The sequence below is a fragment of the Paracoccus solventivorans genome, assembly GCF_900142875.1.
Lineage (GTDB): Bacteria > Pseudomonadota > Alphaproteobacteria > Rhodobacterales > Rhodobacteraceae > Paracoccus > Paracoccus solventivorans.
This window is the reverse complement of sequence record NZ_FRCK01000003.1, coordinates 393132-409707: the sequence shown is the minus strand read 5'-3', so window position 1 is coordinate 409707 and position 16576 is coordinate 393132. Positions and strand designations below refer to the sequence as shown.

Sequence of the window (16576 nt, the reverse complement as noted above, 5' to 3'; positions counted from 1 at the left end):
AGGGAATGCAGAAAGGGCGGGCCATCGCGGTCCGCCCTTTTTCGTTCGCCCCGAGCGTAGCGGCCCTTGCAGCGTTGCGACGGGGGGCTGTCTGCCCCGCGCGGCCTGCGGCCTGTCGGGCTCTGCCCCTTGGCTCACTGAAACGGTCCACCGAACCGTTTCCGGGCGTTCGCCAGACCCGAGGATATTCGAGACCGCCCGAAGCCGCTGCCGCGGCCAAGAACTGCGTCAGTCCAGATGCGACTGGATGAACCACAGGTCCTTGTCGACCTGGCGCGAGACCTCGGTCAGGATGTCGGCGCTGTCTGCGTCGCCGGCCTCGTCCACCGTGTCGATTGCGCCGCGCAGCCGTTCACCCAGGGCGCGCATCCGGGCCGACACCTCCTTGAGATGGTCGGCGACCTTGGTCACGTCGGTCGGATAGGGCGGCAGCGCCGTAGCCTTGGCGACCTCCTCAACGGTGCCGACGGCGGTGCCGTCCAGCTGCTGGATGCGCTCGGCCATCGCGTCGACGCCGGGGTCCAGCCGCGCCTTGACCTGGTCCATCAGCTCGTGCACCGCGATGAAATTGGGGCCGCGCATGTTCCAATGCGCCTGTTTCAGCGCCATCGACAGCGCCAGCCCGTCGCTCATGCAGGCTTGCAGTTCGGTGATCGCGGTCTTGCGGGCGTTGTCTTCCAGCCCGGCCAGCTTCACAGCCATCTCGGTCTCCTTGCGGTGAACATCTTCGCAAGGACAACATGGGGTTGCGGCAATGGTTCCACCCGCTGGCCGCATGGCCCCCATGCGAAAACGGCGCCCCCGCAGGGACGCCGTTCGGAAATGCCGGACATGGTGGTCCGCGATCAGGCAGTGGCCTGCTGGATGAACTTCACGGCGTCGCCGAAGGTCTGGATCGTCTCGGCCGCGTCATCGGGAATCTCGATGCCGAACTCTTCCTCGAAGGCCATGACCAGCTCGACGGTGTCCAGCGAATCGGCGCCCAGATCGTCGATGAACGAGGCGGTCTCGGTGACCTTTTCCTCTTCGACGCCCAGATGCTCGACAACGATCTTCTTCACGCGATCAGCGATGTCGCTCATGTCTCGTTCCTCAGTTACGGGCACTCCGCCCGGATGCAGCCGGGCGGACCCGGCGACAAGCCGCGGGCGGGTCCCGACGGCCTTGAAGTGGGGATATAGCAACGCGGTCGTGATCCGCAACCGGTTTCGCGCGCCCCGTCAAACCATCGCCATGCCGCCGTTGACGTGCAGCGTAGCGCCGGTGACATATGCCGCCTCGGTGCTGGAAAGATACAGCACCGCGGCGGCGATTTCCTCGGGGCGGCCCATGCGACCGGCGGGAATCTGCCCAAGGATCCGCGATTTCTGCTCGTCGTTCAGCGCATCGGTCATCGCCGTCTCGATGAAGCCGGGGGCGACGCAGTTGACGGTGATGCCGCGGCTGGCGACCTCATAGGCCAGGCTTTTCGACATGCCGACCAGCCCGGCCTTGGCGGCGGCGTAATTGCCCTGCCCCGGGTTGCCGGTCTGCCCCACCACCGAGGTGATCGAGACGATCCGCCCCCAGCGCGCCTTCATCATCCCGCGCAGCACCCCGCGCGCCAGCCGGAAGGACGAGGTCAGGTTCACCTCGAGCACCTGCGCCCATTCCTCGTCCGACATCCGCATAAACAGATTGTCGCGGGTGATGCCGGCGTTGTTGACCAGGATATCGACCGAGCCCATCGCCGCCGCCGCCTGTTTCGGCAGCGCCTCGACCGCGGCCGCATCGCCCAGATTCGCCGTCACCACATGGGCGCGCGACCCCAGCCGCGCGGCCAGCTCCTGCAAGGGCGCCTCGCGCGTGCCCGACAGCGTCACCGCCGCGCCCGCCGCGTGCAGCGCCGTGGCGACGGCCGCGCCGATCCCGCCCGAGGCGCCGGTGACCAAAGCGTTCTTCCCGGTCAGATCAAACATCGAAAGCCTCATCTTCTGTCTCGAAATATCCCGGGGTCCGGGGCAGCGCCCCGGTCCGGCCTCAACCGTTGAGCGCCTCGATATCCGCAGGCGTCCCGATCGCCCGGGTCACGGCCCCCGGCGCAATGCGCTTGATCATCCCCGACAGCGCCTTGCCGGCACCGATTTCCCAGAACTCGGTGACGCCCTGCCCGGCCATCAGCTGCACCGACTCGCGCCAGCGGACGGCGCCGGTGACCTGTTCCACCAGCAGCTGCCGGATGGCGCCGGGCTGCAGCACCGGCTCGGCGCGGACATTGGCGACCAGCGGCACGGCGGGCTCGTGGATATCGACCCCGGCCAGCGCTTCGGCCATCACGGTGGCGGCGGGCTGCATCAGCGCGCAGTGGAAGGGCGCGGACACCGGCAGCATCAGCGCCCGCTTGGCGCCGCGTTCCTTGGCCAGCGCCGCGGCGCGTTCGACCGCGGCCTTGTGCCCAGAGATCACCACCTGCGCCGGGTCGTTGTCGTTGGCGGCCTGGCAGACCTCGTCCCCCGCCGCCTCGCGGGCGATCTCGTCCACCTGCGCCAGATCCAGCCCCAGGATCGCGGCCATGGCGCCGACGCCCACCGGCACCGCATCCTGCATGGCGGTGCCGCGGATGCGCAGCAGCCTTGCGGTATCGGCCAGGCTGATCGCGCCGGCGGCACACAGCGCCGAATATTCGCCCAGCGAATGCCCGGCGACATAGGCGGCGTCGGTGATGGCAAAGCCCTCGGCTTCCAGCGCGCGCATCGCCGCGACCGAGGTCGCCATCAGCGCCGGCTGGGCGTTGCGGGTCAGGGTCAGGGTGTCGGCGTCGCCTTCCCAGATCAGCGCCGAGAGGTTTTCGCCCAGCGCCTCGTCCACCTCGTCAAAGACGGCCTTGGCGGCGGGCCAGGTCTCGGCCAGCGCGCGGCCCATGCCGATGGTCTGGGCACCCTGCCCCGGAAAGACGAAAGCCCGCATGATCGGTCCCGTAGCTGCTGCATTTGGGCCGGGATAGCCCGGCGGGGGGCGGCATGGCAATTGGAACCGGGGAAAAAACGGGGCTTCGCCCCCGCCGGCCAAGGCCGGCTCCCCCAGGATATTTAAGTGATGAAGAAGAAAGCCGCCCCGTTGCGGGGGCGGCCCTGAAGCTTTCCGGGGATGCGAGGCGGTCAGCCGACCAGTTCAAGCCCCGAGAAAAAGAAGGCGATTTCCTGCGCCGCGGTTTCCGGGGCGTCCGAGCCGTGGACCGAGTTTTCGCCGACCGACAGCGCGAACTCCTTGCGGATGGTGCCTTCATCGGCCTGCGCGGGGTTGGTCGCGCCCATCACTTCGCGGTTCCTGGCGATGGCGTTTTCGCCCTCGAGCACCTGCACCACGACGGGTTCCGAGGCCATGAACTCGACCAGCTCGCCGTAGAAGGGGCGGTCCTTGTGGACTTCGTAGAACTTGCCGGCCTGGGCGGGCGACAGGTGGATGCGCTTCTGCGCGACGATGCGCAGGCCCGCGTCCTCGAACTTGGCATTGATCTTGCCGGTCAGGTTGCGGCGGGTGGCGTCGGGCTTGATGATGGAAAGCGTGCGTTCGATGGCCATGAGATTCCTCGGGTCCGAAGGTTGTTCGATTGGCCGGGCGGCTATCATGCCCCCCGCGCGATGAAAACCCCGTGGCAGCGGGCGCAAGGTGACAACGGCAGGGACGCGAGGTCGGGAATGCAAAAAGGGCAGCCCGTCAAGGCTGCCCCGATCATCGTCGCAGGTCCGTGGACCGCTGCGATCAGACGAACTGGATGTTCGTCGCCGATTCGCGCCCGTCGCGGCCGCTTTCCAGCTCGTAGCTGACTTTCTGCCCGTCGGCCGGAGCGTGCAGGCCCGCGCGCTCAAGCGCCGAGACGTGCAGGAACACGTCGCGGTTGCCGTTTTCCGGCTGGATGAAGCCGAAGCCTTTGGTCGAGTTGAACCATTTCACGGTGCCGTTGGCCATCGTGAGATCTCCTGTCATGTTGCCATCCGCGGAAATGCGATGGCCCGGCGCAGTCAGTCGAAAAGCATACTGAAGCCGGGTAACCGAAGACAGGTAGCAGATAGATAACGTTGCCCGACCTACCTAGGCGCTTTGCGGCGGCAATACAAGCGCCGCGTTGACGAATGCCGCCGGCTGCTGCAATCCCCCCCCATGCTGCGCATCGACGACATCTCCTATTCCATCGCCGGACGGCCGCTGTTCCAGAACGCCAGCGCGGTGATCCCGGACGGGCACAAGGTCGGGCTGGTCGGCCCGAACGGCGCCGGCAAGACCACGCTGTTCCGGCTGATCCGGGGCGAGCTGTCGCTGGACGGCGGCGCCATCACCCTGCCCGCCCGCGCCCGCATCGGCGGCGTCGCGCAGGAATCGCCCGCGACCGGGATCAGCGTGCTGGAGACGGTGCTGGCCGCCGACACGGAACGTCACGCGCTGCTGGCCGAGGCTGCCACCGCCAGCGACCCCCACCGCATCGCGGAAATCCAGACAAGGCTGGCCGACATCGACGCCTGGTCGGCCGAGGGGCGCGCGGCCGCGATCCTGCAGGGGCTGGGGTTCTCGCCCGCCGATCAGGCCCGGCCCACCGGCGATTTTTCGGGCGGCTGGCGGATGCGCATGGCGCTGGCGGGGGTGCTGTTCGCGCGTCCCGACCTGCTGCTGCTGGACGAGCCGACGAACTACCTCGACCTCGAAGGGGCGCTGTGGCTCGAAGGGTATCTGGCCCGCTACCCCCATACCGTCATCGTCATCAGCCACGACCGCGGGCTGCTGAACCGGGCCGTGGGGTCGATCCTGCACCTGGATGACCGCAGGCTGACGCTGTATTCCGGCGGCTACGACAGTTTCGCCCGCATCCGGGCCGAGCGCCGGGCCCTGCAGGCCGCCGAGGCCAAGAAGCAAGAGACCCGCCGCGCCCATCTGCAAAGCTTCGTGGACCGTTTCCGCGCCAAGGCCAGCAAGGCCGCGCAGGCCCAGTCCCGCCTGAAGGCGCTGGCAAAGATGGAGCCGATCACCGCCCCCGAAGAGGCGAAGTTCCACCGCTTCACCTTCCCCCAGCCCGACCAGCTGTCGCCGCCGATCCTGTCGCTGGACGGGGTCTCGGCGGGTTATGGCGAGCGCGCGGTGCTGCGGCGGCTGAATCTGCGCATCGACCAGGACGACCGCATCGCACTGCTGGGCCGCAACGGGCAGGGGAAATCCACCCTCTCCAAGCTGCTGGCCGGGCGGCTGCCGGCGATGGAGGGGGCGGTCGCGCGCTCGTCCAAGCTGCGGGTGGGGTATTTCGCCCAGCACCAGGTGGACGAATTGTCGCTGGACGAAACCCCGCTGGACCACGTCCGCCGCCTGCGCCCGGACGAGGCCCCGGCGCGGCTGCGCGCCCGGCTGGCCGGCTTCGGACTGATGGAGGCACAGGCGGACACCAAGGTGCGTGCGCTGTCGGGCGGGCAGAAATCGCGGCTGTCGCTGCTGCTGGCCACCATCGACGCGCCGCATCTGCTGATTCTCGACGAGCCGACCAACCACCTGGACATCGAATCGCGCGAGGCGCTGACCGAGGCGCTGAACGATTATACCGGCGCGGTGGTGCTGGTATCCCACGACATGCACCTGCTGGAACTGGTCGCGGACCGGCTGTGGCTGGTCGCGGACGGCGCGGTGCGCCCCTATGCCGACGACCTCGACAGCTACCGCAGGTCGCTACTGACCCCCGACGAACCCGAGCGCCCGCGCGAGGCGGCGAAACCCGCACCGAAACGCGCCAGCCGCGACGAGATCCTGGAACTGCGTGCCGAAGTCCGGCGCGGCGAGGAGCGGGTCGAAAAGCTGACCGCCATGCTGGAAAAGATCAGCGAAAAAATGGCCGACCCCGCGCTTTACGACGACCCCGCCGAGGCCGAGAAATGGGGCCGCAAGCACGCCGAGGCGACGCAAGCCCTGCCCCGCGCCGAGGCGCTGTGGCTGGACGCGCTGGAACGGCTGGAGGCGGCTGAGCGGGGCTGAGGCGGCGGTTGCGCGTGGGTGCGTGACCTCGGGGTGGGTTATCCGGGCCGAATGCTGCTGGCCGGATCAGATGCGGGCCTATGACAGCCGCCGCCGCATCGGGTCCACCGGGTCACCCTCCATGCCGACCGGACACGGCTGATCGGGCACCAGCCGGACCGGGCCCGGCCGTCCCGACGCGGGCGCGCGCCCTTTCCTCTGCCTCCCGGACCGCCTATATGCAGCACATGACTTCACCGGAGAATGGCATGACCCAGCCGCAGACAACTGAAGGCGAGCCGCTGATCGCGCCCTCGTCCGTCGACCACCCGCTTTACGAAAGCGTGGTCGAGGCCTGCCGCACGGTCTACGACCCGGAAATCCCGGTCAACATCTTCGACCTCGGGCTGATCTACACCATCGCCATCGACGACACCAACGCGGTGCGCATCATGATGACGCTGACCGCCCCCGGCTGCCCGGTCGCAGGAGAGATGCCGGGCTGGGTCGCCGATGCGGTCAGCGCGCTGGCCGGCGTGCGCCAGGTCGACGTGGACATGACCTTCCAGCCGCCCTGGGGAATGGAAATGATGTCCGACGAGGCGCGGCTGGAACTGGGCTTCATCTAAGCCCTGCACTCTCGCGCCACACCACCACAGAAATCCCGCACCGTCCGACGGCCCGTCGCTGCCACCTCCGTTCCCGGCGGCAGGCAACCCCAAGCGGCTTGCCTCCCCCGCGACCATTTTAGCCACCTCCGGCGCAGGCGGCCTGCCTCTCCCGCGCCAGCGTCTTCTTTCTGGTCTCAACACCCATCCGCCCGGCGATAAATCTCGCGGCCGCTTGCCCAGGCCCAACGTGCCTTCCCGCACCAGCCGCTTCTTTCCGGCTCAAATACCCATAGCCCCAGCGACGCAAACCCCGCGCTCGCCCACTTAAGCCCCGCACCAGCCGCTTCTTTCTGGCCCAAATACCCATCGCCCCAGCGACGCAGGACCCGCGCCGCCCATGGCCGCGTTAGCGGCCCAGCCAGCGCCGGAACCGGCCCCGCATCCGGTCGGCCCGCGCCTCGGCCCGCTCGACCGCCGGCTCCAGGCGGCGGGCGGCAAAGCGGTTCCACCGGCTCCAGAACAGGAACAGCGCCAGCCCCATCACCGCCAGGATCACCATCGCCAGCCAGTTCATCGGCCGGTCCTGCGGTCCCGCCACCGGGCGGATCGAGATCGCGTTCGGGAAGATGGTGATCAGGTCGTTGCGCCAGCCATAAGAGGTGATGCTGACCCAGCGCGGCTGCCCGGCGGTCGAGCGCATGTCCCCCGCGATCGCGTGCAGGTCCGAGCTGTCGTATTTGAAATACGGCGGCCAGATCAGGCCGGTGTCCTCGTTGCGATAGACCCGGGGGCGCCCGTTCGGCCGCACCGTGTCGATATAGCGCACGTCGCGCCGCCCTTCGGCGGTCTCGACCGCGCCGGTAGAGGCCGCGGCGTAGAAGATCCGGTTCCAGCCCAGGTCGGTCAGCTTGTTGTAGGTGTTGGTGATCCGCACCGTGTCGCGGCTGGGCAGCGAATAGTCGAGGAACAGGAACAGCAGCACGCCGAAGGCCACCCCCAGCACCACCTGGATGTTGCGCATGGACATCGCCTCTCCTTGCATCTTGCCTGCCCGGGCACTCTACCGGCCCCGCCCCCGGGGCGCGAGCAGGAATGTCGGGGAGTGCCGCCGGGTTCCGCCGCGGCCCCGCGGGGGCGCGTCGCGGGCAATTCCCCTTGCCCGTCCGCCGTGGCAGGATGGCGGAAAACGGACCCGAGAACATGAACCGAACCCTGCCCATCGGCGCGCTGGTCTATGTGCTGCTTGCGCTGCTGCTGTCGCTCTACTTCGCCTTCGCCGCCGTGCAGGGCCCCTCGGGGATCCTGCGCCGGGTCCAGCTCGAGGCCGAGACCGCGCAGCTGGTGGCCGAGCGCGACGCGCTGGCGGCCGAGGTGGCGCGGATGAAGAGCCTGACCCGGCGGCTGTCGGACGAATACCTCGATCTCGAACTGCTGGACGAACGCGCCCGCGACGTGCTGGGGCTGGTGCGCGGGGACGAGCTGATCGTCCGCTGATCCCGCGGCGTCCTGCCGCGTCTCCGCCAGCGTTCTCTGCCCATCTTCGCCGGCCACGCCCCCGGGCGCAGAATGCGCCTTGCGCCCGGCGAAATCCCGATTCTAAGATAGTTCAACGCTGAACCATTTTTTCGGCAGCATCCACGAACCCGGAGAACGCAGATGGCGAGAAAACCGGCCGAGACGGCCCAGCCCCCGCAGCAGCCCAATGTCTCACGCGACGAGCTGCTGAAATACTATCGGGAAATGCTGCTGATCCGGCGATTCGAGGAAAAGGCCGGCCAGCTTTACGGCATGGGGCTGATCGGCGGGTTCTGCCACCTCTACATCGGGCAAGAGGCCGTGGTGGTCGGGCTCGAAGCCGCCGCGAAAGAGGGCGACAAGCGCATCACCAGCTACCGCGACCACGGGCACATGCTGGCCTCGGGGATGAAGGCGCGCGGGGTGATGGCGGAACTCACCGGCCGCATCGGCGGCTATTCCAAGGGCAAGGGCGGCTCGATGCACATGTTCAGCCGCGAAAAGCATTTCTACGGCGGCCACGGCATCGTCGCGGCGCAGGTGCCGCTGGGCGCAGGGCTGGCATTTGCCGACAAGTACAAGGGCAACGACAACGTCACCTTTACCTATTTCGGCGACGGCGCTGCCAACCAGGGCCAGGTCTACGAGACCTACAACATGGCCGAGCTGTGGGAACTGCCGGTCGTCTTCGTGATCGAGAACAACCAGTACGCCATGGGGACCAGCATGAAGCGGTCCACCAAATCCACCACGCTGTTCGGCCGCGGCGAGGCCTTCGGCATCCCCGGCGAGCAGGTCGACGGCATGGACGTGCTGGCGGTCAAGGCCGCCGGCGAAAAGGCCGTGGCCCACTGCCGCGCCGGCAAGGGTCCGTATATCCTTGAAATGATGACCTATCGCTATCGCGGCCATTCCATGTCCGACCCGGCGAAATACCGCACCCGCGAAGAGGTGCAGAAGATGCGCGACGAGCGCGACCCGATCGAACACGTCCGCCAACTGCTGCTGCAGGGCGGGCACGCGGCCGAGGACGACCTCAAGGCGATCGACAAGGACATCAAGGACATCGTGAACGATTCCGCCGATTTCGCCCGCGAAAGCCCCGAGCCACCGCTGGAAGAGCTGTGGACCGACATCTACGCCGACGACGTGCCGCAGCAGTCGTCGCAAGACGTGAACGCCTGAGAGAGGGGCTGACAGATGGCAACCGAAATCCTGATGCCCGCGCTCTCTCCGACGATGGAGGAAGGCACGCTGGCCAAATGGCTGGTGAAAGAAGGCGACACCGTGAAATCCGGCGACATCCTCGCCGAGATCGAGACCGACAAGGCCACGATGGAGTTCGAGGCGGTGGACGAGGGCGTGATCGGCCGCCTGCTGGTGGCCGAGGGCGCGCAGGGGGTCAAGGTCAACACCCCCATCGCCACGCTGCTGGCCGAGGGCGAATCGGCCGACGCCGCGCCCGCGCCCGCAGCGGAAAAACCGCCTGCCGAGAGCGAGGCCAGCCGCGACAAGGCGTCCGAGGCGGCCGAGGCGCCCGCCCCCGCCCCCGCCGCCGCCAAATCCGCGGTCGAATCGGTTCACACCCCGGAACCCGACGAATCCCCCGACTGGCCCGAGGGCACCGAGCTCAGGCAGATGACCGTCCGCGAGGCGCTGCGCGAGGCCATGGCCGAAGAGATGGAGCGCGACGAATCGGTGTTCCTGATGGGCGAGGAGGTCGGCGAATACCAGGGCGCCTACAAGATCAGCCAGGGGCTGCTGGACCGTTTCGGCCCGCGCCGGGTGGTGGACACGCCGATTTCCGAACATGGTTTCGCCGGCATCGGTGTCGGCGCCGCCTTTGGTGGGCTGCGCCCGATCGTCGAGTTCATGACCTTCAACTTTGCCATGCAGGCCATCGACCAGATCGTGAACTCGGCCGCCAAGACGCTGTACATGTCGGGCGGGCAGATGGGCTGCCCCATCGTGTTCCGCGGCCCGAACGGCGCCGCCGCCCGCGTCGCCGCCCAGCACAGCCAGGATTACGCGGCGTGGTATGCGGCGATCCCCGGCCTCAAGGTCGTGCAGCCCTATTCCGCCGCCGACGCCAAGGGGCTGCTGAAGACCGCGATCCGCGACCCGAACCCGGTGATCTTCCTGGAAAACGAGATCCTCTATGGCCGCAGTTTCGACGTGCCGGTGCTGGATGATTTCACCGTCCCCTTCGGCAAGGCCAAGGTGGCGCGCAAGGGCTCTGACGTGACCATCGTCAGCTTCGGCATCGGCATGGCCCATGCGCTGGAAGCGGCCGAGAAGCTGGCCGAGGGCGGGATCGAGGCCGAGGTGATCGACCTGCGCACCCTGCGCCCCATCGACTATGCCACGGTGCTGAAATCGGTGCAGAAGACCAACCGCTGCGTCACGGTGGAAGAGGGCTTCCCCGTTGGTTCCATCGGCAACCACATCAGCGCCTGGCTGATGGAAAACGCCTTTGACTGGCTGGACGCGCCGGTGATCAACTGCACCGGCAAGGACGTGCCGATGCCCTATGCGGCCAACCTTGAACGGCTGGCGCTGATCACGGCCGACGAGGTCGTGCAGGCCGTCCGCAACGTGACCTATCGGTAAGGGGGCGCGAGACATGGCAACCGAAATCCTGATGCCCGCGCTTTCCCCGACGATGGAGGAGGGCACGCTGGCCAAATGGCTGGTGAAAGAAGGCGACACCGTGAAATCCGGCGACATCCTCGCCGAGATCGAGACCGACAAGGCCACGATGGAGTTCGAGGCGGTGGACGAGGGTGTGATCGGCAAGATCCTGATCGCCGAGGGCACCCAGGGCGTCGCCGTCAACACCCCCATCGCGGTGCTGGTCGCAGAGGGCGAAAGCGTCGAGGATGTCGGGGGGGCAAGTCGCCCCTCCGCACCCAAATCCGAGACCGCGGCGGACGCACCCGATGAAAAGCCCGCTGCAAAACCCGATGCCGCAGCCCCGGCCGCGGGCAAGGCGCAGGCACCTGCAGCCACGGCAAGGGACAAGGGCAACCGCATCTTCGCCTCTCCGCTCGCGCGGCGGATCGCGGCGGAACGCGGCATCGACCTTGCCGGCATCACCGGCAGCGGCCCGAAAGGCCGCATCGTCAAGGCCGACGTGGAACAGGCCCAGCCCGGCGCGGCCAAACCCGCCGCCGCCGCCGAGGCCCCGAAACCCGCCGCAGCCCCGGCGGCCGCAGCCGCCGCCCCGCAGGGCATGGGCTACGAGACCGTGCGCAAGATGCTGGAAGGGCGCGAGACCACCGAGATCGCGCTGGACGGGATGCGCCGCACCATCGCCGCGCGGCTGTCCGAGGCCAAGCAGACCATCCCGCATTTCTACCTGCGCCGCTCGGTGAAACTCGACGCGCTGATGGAGTTCCGGGCGACGCTGAACGCGCAGCTGGAATCGCGGGGCGTCAAGCTGTCGGTCAACGACTTCATCATCAAGGCCTGCGCGCTGGCGCTGCAACAGGTGCCGGCGGCGAATGCGGTCTGGGCCGGCGACCGGATCATCCAGCTGAAACCCTCGGACGTGGCGGTCGCCGTCGCGGTCGAGGGCGGGCTGTTCACCCCGGTACTGAAGGACGCCCACCAGAAAACCCTGTCGGCACTGTCGGCGGAAATGAAGGACCTCGCCGCCCGCGCCCGCTCAAAGAAACTGGCGCCCCATGAATACCAGGGCGGCAGCTTCGCGATCTCGAACCTCGGCATGTTCGGGATCGAGAACTTCGACGCGGTGATCAACCCGCCCCACGGCGCCATCCTCGCCGTCGGCGCCGGCATCCCCACCCCTGTGGCCGAGGGGGGCGAGGTCGTGATCCGCAACCTGATGTCGCTGACCCTCTCGGTGGACCACCGGGTGATCGACGGCGCGCTTGGCGCGGAACTGCTGGCCGCCATCATCGCCCATCTGGAAAACCCGCTGGGGATGCTGGCCTAGACTGACAAGGGCGCCGCACCCCGGCGCCCCCGTTTCTTCCTTGCCCCAAGGCATGTGAGCCCCGGCAGCCGCCACACCCGCGCCGGAATAGCCCCTTCTTCCTTGCCCGAATATCGCCGGGCGGCGCGAAGCGCCGGGGGCAGCGCCCCCTACTCCGCCGCCGCCTCGGCGGCCCGGTTCAGTCCCAGCCGGCGCCCGATCCAGCCGCCCAGCCGCGCCTGCGCGCCATGCAGCAGTGAAAACAGCGACGGCACGAACAGCAGCGACAGCAGCGTCGACAGCAACAGCCCGCCGATCACCGCCACCGCCATGGGCGAGCGGAACTCGGACCCCTCGGCCGTGGACAGCGCCGAGGGCAGCATCCCTGCCGCCATGGCGATGGTGGTCATGATGATCGGGCGGGCGCGCTTGTGCACGGCGTCGAGGATCGCGTCGCGCTTTTCGGCGCCCCGCTCCATCGCCTGGACCGCGAACTCGACCAGCATGATCGCGTTCTTGGTGACGATGCCCATCAGCATCAGGAAGCCGATCACCACCGCCATGCCGATGGCGTTTCCAGTGATGTAAAGCGCCAGGATCGCGCCCCCGATGGCCAGCGGCAGCGACAGCAGGATGCTGATCGGGGTGACGAAATTATGAAACAGCAGCACCAGCACCACATAGACGAACATCACCCCCGCCCCCATGGCGAGGCCGAAGGCGGAAAACACCTCGCCCATGATCTCGGCATCGCCCGAGGCCTGGAACTCGGTCCCCGGCGGCAGTTCCAGCTCGGCCTGCGCCGCCTGCACCTGCGCCGCGACCGGGCCCAGGATCGCGCCATCGGCCAGGTTCGCCGACACGGTGGTGCGATAGCGCTGGTCATAGCGGGCGATCTGGGTGGCGCCGGCCGACAGCGTGACCTCGGCCAGGGCGCCCAGCGGCACCTGCCCGGCCGAGGACGGCACCCGCAGGTTGCGCAGCTCCATCAGGTCGCCGCGCGCCTGTTCGTTCAGCCGCACCATGATCGGCACCTGCTCGTCGCCGGCATTGAACTTGGGCAGGTTCGATTCCGCATCCCCCAGCGTCGCCACCAGCAGCGTCTGCGCCATGGCGGCGGTAGACACGCCCAGCTGCGCCGCCACCCCTTCGCGCGGGGTGATCTGGATTTCCGGGCGTTGCAGCGCCGACGACGAGGTGACGTTTTCCAGCTGCGGCATCTCGCGCATCCTTGCCACCAGCAGCTCGGCCGCCTGCGCGGCGCCGTCCTCGGTGTCGCCCATGACGCTGACGGTCAGGTCGTTGCCGCCGGCCTGATTCTGGAAATTGAGCCGCACGTCGGCCACGTCGGCCAGCATCTGCTTCAGCCCGGCCTCGATCTCGGCCTGAGAGCGGTCGCGGCTGGCCTTGTTGCCATAGTTGATCATCAGCCGCGACTTGGTGGGCTCGGACGTGCCGCCCATGACAAAGACCGACTCGACCTCCGGGATGGTGGCGATGCGGTGCGACAGGGCGCGCATCACCGCCTCGTTGTCCTCGACCAGCGATCCGGGGGGCAGCTCGACCTCGATCTGGCTGCGGCCGACGTCGCCCTCGGCGATGAACTCGGTCGGCAGCAGCGTGGCGGAATAGATCGAGCCCGCAAACACCCCCAGACCCAGCAGCAGGGTCAGCCCGCGGTGGCGCATGGTCCAGCCCAGCACCCGCATCAGCCCGCGCATCGCCACCCCGTCGCCCGAGCTTTCGGCGTGGCCGCCGCCGCGGATGAAATAGGCGGCCAGCATGGGCGTGATGATCCGCGCCACCAGCAGCGAAAACAGCACCGAGACCGCCACCGTCAGCCCGAACTGCTTGAAATACTGCCCGGCGATCCCGGACATGAAGGCCACCGGCGCGAACACCGCCACGATGGAAAAGCTGATCGCGATCACGGTCATGCCGATCTCGGCCGCGGCTTCCTCGGCCGCCTGATAGGGCGGGCTGCCCTCGTGCATGTGGCGCACGATGTTCTCGATCTCGACGATGGCGTCGTCGACAAGGATGCCGGTCACCAGCGTGATCGCCAGCAGGCTGATGCCGTTCAGCGTGAACCCCAGCCACTCCATCACGAAGAAGGTGGGGATCACCGACAGCGGCAGCGCTGTGGCGGCGATCAGCGTGGCGCGCCAGTTGCGCAGGAACAGCAGCACCACGATCACCGCCAGCGCCGCGCCTTCGTACAGCGTGTGCATGGCGGTGTCGTAGGATTGCAGCGTATAGGTGGTGGCGTCGTCGATCAGGGTAATGCGCAGGTTCGGATAGCGCGCGCCCAGTTCCTCCAGCCGCGCCTTGGCGTTGTCGCCCGCCACCAGGTCCGAGGCGCCCGAGGCGCGGTAAACGCCGAACGCCACCACCGGCTCGGCCCCCAGCAGCGCAAAGCTGCGCTCGTCGGTGGCGCCGTCGCTGACCGTGCCCAGCTGGTCCAGCCGCACCGTGCGTCCGCCGGCGATGGAGATGGGCGTGCCGGCCAGCTGCGCCACCGTGTCGGCGGACCCCAGGGTGCGGATGGAATATTCCCGCCCCGCCAGATCGCCGCGGCCGCCGCCCATGTTGATATTGCGCTGCCGCAGCTCGGACGACACCTCGGCTGCGGTCAGCCCGTGCGCCAGCAGCCGGTCGGGGTCCAGCGCCACCTCGATCTGGCGGTCGGCGCCGCCGATCCGCTCGATCGATCCGATGCCGGGCAGCGCCGACAGCTCGCGCGAGATCACGTCGTCGACGAACTTGGACAGCCCTTCCAGCGAGCGCGAGGGGTCGCTGACCGCATAGGTCAGCACCGGCATCCCGGTCACGTCCAGCCGCCGCACCAAGGGCTCGGTGATCGATTGCGGCAGGTCGGCGCGGACGCTGGCCACCGCGTCCTTGATGTCGTTCAGCGCCCGGTCGCTGTCGGTTTCCAGCTCGAACTCGATGGTCAGGCTGGCAGCCCCGTCCGAGGCGGTGGCGCTGACATGGCGCACCCCCTGCACATTGGCGATGGCATCCTCGATCGGGCGCACCACCTGCGAGGTCAGCTCCGTCGGCGCCGCCCCGGGCTGGCCGATGCTGACCGAGATGATCGGCAGATCCACGTTCGGCATCGCCGTGACCGGCAGCCGCATGAAGCTGACCAGCCCCAGCACCACCAGCACCATGAAGATGGCGATGGGCGGGACCGGATGGCGGATCGACCAGGTGGAAAGATTCATGGCCGCGCCCCGGTCTCGGCCGCCTGCGCGGCAAGGGGCGCCGCGGCTTCCGAGGCGGTGGAAGCCTGCTCCCCCGGGGTCCCGGAAGCGGCGGCGGGCCGGGTCTGGCCGGGATTGTCCGCCATGGCCCCGTCGGGGGGCGCATCCTGCGGCTCGGTCGTGGCGCTCACCCGGTCGCCGCTGCGGAAGAACGCGCCGGCGCGGGCGATCACGGTCTCGCCCGCGGCCAGCCCTTCGGCGATCTCGCGCTGGCCCTGCCACAGCAGCCCGGCGCGCACGGCGCGGGTTTCCACGACGCCGCCCTCGACCACCTGCACCCGCTCGCCCGAGGCGTCGGCCAGCACCGCGGTGGCGGGGACGGTCACCGCCTCGCGCCGCTCGGTGACGATGTCGCCGCTGACGAACAGCCCGATCAGCAGCCGCTCATCCGCGGGCAGCTCGACCCGGACCAGCCCCAGCCTTGTGGTGGCATCGACCGCGGCGGGCAGTTGCCGCACCCGCCCGGTGATGCGGCCGACGCCGGCCACGTCCAGCTCGGCCGCCTGGCCGAGGCGCAGCGCGGGCAGCGCGGTCTCGATCACCTCGCCCTCGAACTCGATCGAGCCGTCGGCGATCAGGGTGAACATCGGCCCGGCGCTGGCGGTGGCGATCGCGCCGATCTGCGCATTGCGGCTGGAGACGCGGCCCGCCACCGGGGCGGTGATGCGGGTGCGGTCGACGTTGATCTGGGCGATGTCGCGGGCGGCGCGGGCCTGCGCCGCGGCGGCGCGGGCGACCGCCAGCCCCTCGCGCGAGCTGATGGCGGCGGCGCGGGCGCCGGCCTCGGCCGCGATGGCCTGATCCAGCGCCGCCTGGGTGCCGCTGCCCGACTGCCGCAGGCTGCGGGCGCGTTCCAGCGCGGCCACGGCCTGGGTCAGCGCGGCCTCGTTGCTGGCGATCTGGCTTTCCGCCTGCGCCACCCCCGCGGTGGCGCGCTGCAGTTCCGCGTCGGCCTGCGCCAGCTGCGCCCTGAGCGTCACGTCGGACAGCAGCGCAAGCTCCTGCCCCTGCTCCACCCGGTCGCCGGGCTCGGCGCCAAGGGTCAGGATCTCCTGCCCCTCGATGCGGGGGGTGACCTGCACCACCTCGCGCGCGACCAGCGTGCCCGACAGCGGCACCCGCGCCTGCACCTCGGCCCGCACGGCGGGGGCGACGGTGACGGTGGGGGCGGTCGCCTCGGCCGCGGGGGGTGCGGGCGGGGGGTCACCCATGGCCAGCGCCGTCCCCGGCCCCAGCAGGGCCAGCGTCAAGAAAAAGGAAAAGCGCCGCATGGTCAAAGG

15 protein-coding genes are annotated in these 16576 nt (G+C 68.9%); 6 read left to right on the top strand and 9 right to left on the bottom strand.

Annotated elements, in window-relative coordinates:
* Positions 1–228 precede the first annotated feature (228 nt).
* The 6 genes from dps to BUB57_RS07685 all read right to left on the bottom strand — a co-directional run bounded on the left by dps (position 229) and on the right by BUB57_RS07685 (position 3948).
* Positions 229–777, bottom strand: a complete 549-nt coding sequence (gene dps / locus BUB57_RS07710) for a DNA starvation/stationary phase protection protein Dps (RefSeq protein ID WP_084732038.1) — start codon at positions 775–777, stop codon at positions 229–231.
* Between the two features lie 68 nt (positions 778–845).
* Positions 846–1082 carry an acyl carrier protein gene (locus BUB57_RS07705; protein WP_073064624.1) on the bottom strand — a complete coding sequence of 79 codons (237 nt, stop codon included), beginning with the start codon at positions 1080–1082 and terminating at the stop codon, positions 846–848.
* 138 nt (positions 1083–1220) lie between these two features.
* On the bottom strand, positions 1221–1958 hold the full coding sequence (gene fabG / locus BUB57_RS07700) for a 3-oxoacyl-[acyl-carrier-protein] reductase (RefSeq protein WP_073064848.1): 738 nt from the start codon (positions 1956–1958) through the stop codon (positions 1221–1223).
* 61 nt (positions 1959–2019) lie between these two features.
* Positions 2020–2946, bottom strand: coding sequence for an ACP S-malonyltransferase (gene fabD, locus BUB57_RS07695; protein ID WP_073064621.1), 927 nt, complete (start codon positions 2944–2946; stop codon positions 2020–2022).
* Positions 2947–3137: 191 nt separating this feature from the next.
* The gene (gene ndk, locus BUB57_RS07690) at positions 3138–3560 is read right to left on the bottom strand and encodes a nucleoside-diphosphate kinase (RefSeq protein ID WP_073064618.1); all 423 of its coding nucleotides are present in this window, start codon (positions 3558–3560) and stop codon (positions 3138–3140) included.
* A gap of 181 nt (positions 3561–3741) precedes the next feature.
* Entirely contained in the window at positions 3742–3948 is a 207-nt protein-coding gene (locus BUB57_RS07685; protein WP_073064615.1) for a cold-shock protein, read from the bottom strand.
* 192 nt (positions 3949–4140) lie between these two features.
* On the opposite strand from BUB57_RS07685, the gene BUB57_RS07680 reads away from it, so the two are divergent.
* A complete protein-coding gene (locus BUB57_RS07680) occupies positions 4141–5988 on the top strand; it encodes an ABC-F family ATP-binding cassette domain-containing protein (RefSeq protein ID WP_073064844.1) in 1848 nt (615 codons plus the stop codon).
* Between the two features lie 248 nt (positions 5989–6236).
* On the top strand, positions 6237–6596 hold the full coding sequence (locus tag BUB57_RS07675) for an SUF system Fe-S cluster assembly protein (protein WP_073064612.1): 360 nt from the start codon (positions 6237–6239) through the stop codon (positions 6594–6596).
* A gap of 388 nt (positions 6597–6984) precedes the next feature.
* On the opposite strand, the gene BUB57_RS07670 is transcribed toward BUB57_RS07675, so the two are convergent.
* Positions 6985–7605, bottom strand: coding sequence for a DUF1523 family protein (locus BUB57_RS07670; protein WP_234952013.1), 621 nt, complete (start codon positions 7603–7605; stop codon positions 6985–6987).
* Positions 7606–7778: 173 nt separating this feature from the next.
* On the opposite strand from BUB57_RS07670, the gene BUB57_RS07665 reads away from it, so the two are divergent.
* From BUB57_RS07665 to BUB57_RS07650, 4 genes are all read left to right on the top strand, one after another.
* Positions 7779–8072, top strand: a complete 294-nt coding sequence (locus BUB57_RS07665) for an FtsB family cell division protein (protein ID WP_073064839.1) — start codon at positions 7779–7781, stop codon at positions 8070–8072.
* A gap of 162 nt (positions 8073–8234) precedes the next feature.
* A complete protein-coding gene (pdhA, locus tag BUB57_RS07660) occupies positions 8235–9278 on the top strand; it encodes a pyruvate dehydrogenase (acetyl-transferring) E1 component subunit alpha (protein ID WP_073064606.1) in 1044 nt (347 codons plus the stop codon).
* Between the two features lie 15 nt (positions 9279–9293).
* Positions 9294–10703 carry a pyruvate dehydrogenase complex E1 component subunit beta gene (locus tag BUB57_RS07655; RefSeq protein ID WP_073064603.1) on the top strand — a complete coding sequence of 470 codons (1410 nt, stop codon included), beginning with the start codon at positions 9294–9296 and terminating at the stop codon, positions 10701–10703.
* A gap of 13 nt (positions 10704–10716) precedes the next feature.
* Positions 10717–12051 (top strand): pyruvate dehydrogenase complex dihydrolipoamide acetyltransferase, encoded by a 1335-nt coding sequence (locus BUB57_RS07650; protein WP_073064599.1) that lies wholly within the window; start codon positions 10717–10719, stop codon positions 12049–12051.
* Positions 12052–12200: 149 nt separating this feature from the next.
* On the opposite strand, the gene BUB57_RS07645 is transcribed toward BUB57_RS07650, so the two are convergent.
* On the bottom strand, positions 12201–15257 hold the full coding sequence (locus tag BUB57_RS07645; protein WP_073064596.1) for an efflux RND transporter permease subunit: 3057 nt from the start codon (positions 15255–15257) through the stop codon (positions 12201–12203).
* Positions 15254–16567, bottom strand: a complete 1314-nt coding sequence (locus BUB57_RS07640; protein ID WP_073064593.1) for an efflux RND transporter periplasmic adaptor subunit — start codon at positions 16565–16567, stop codon at positions 15254–15256. The genes BUB57_RS07645 and BUB57_RS07640 overlap by 4 nt, the downstream gene beginning before the upstream one ends.
* Positions 16568–16576 lie beyond the last annotated feature (9 nt).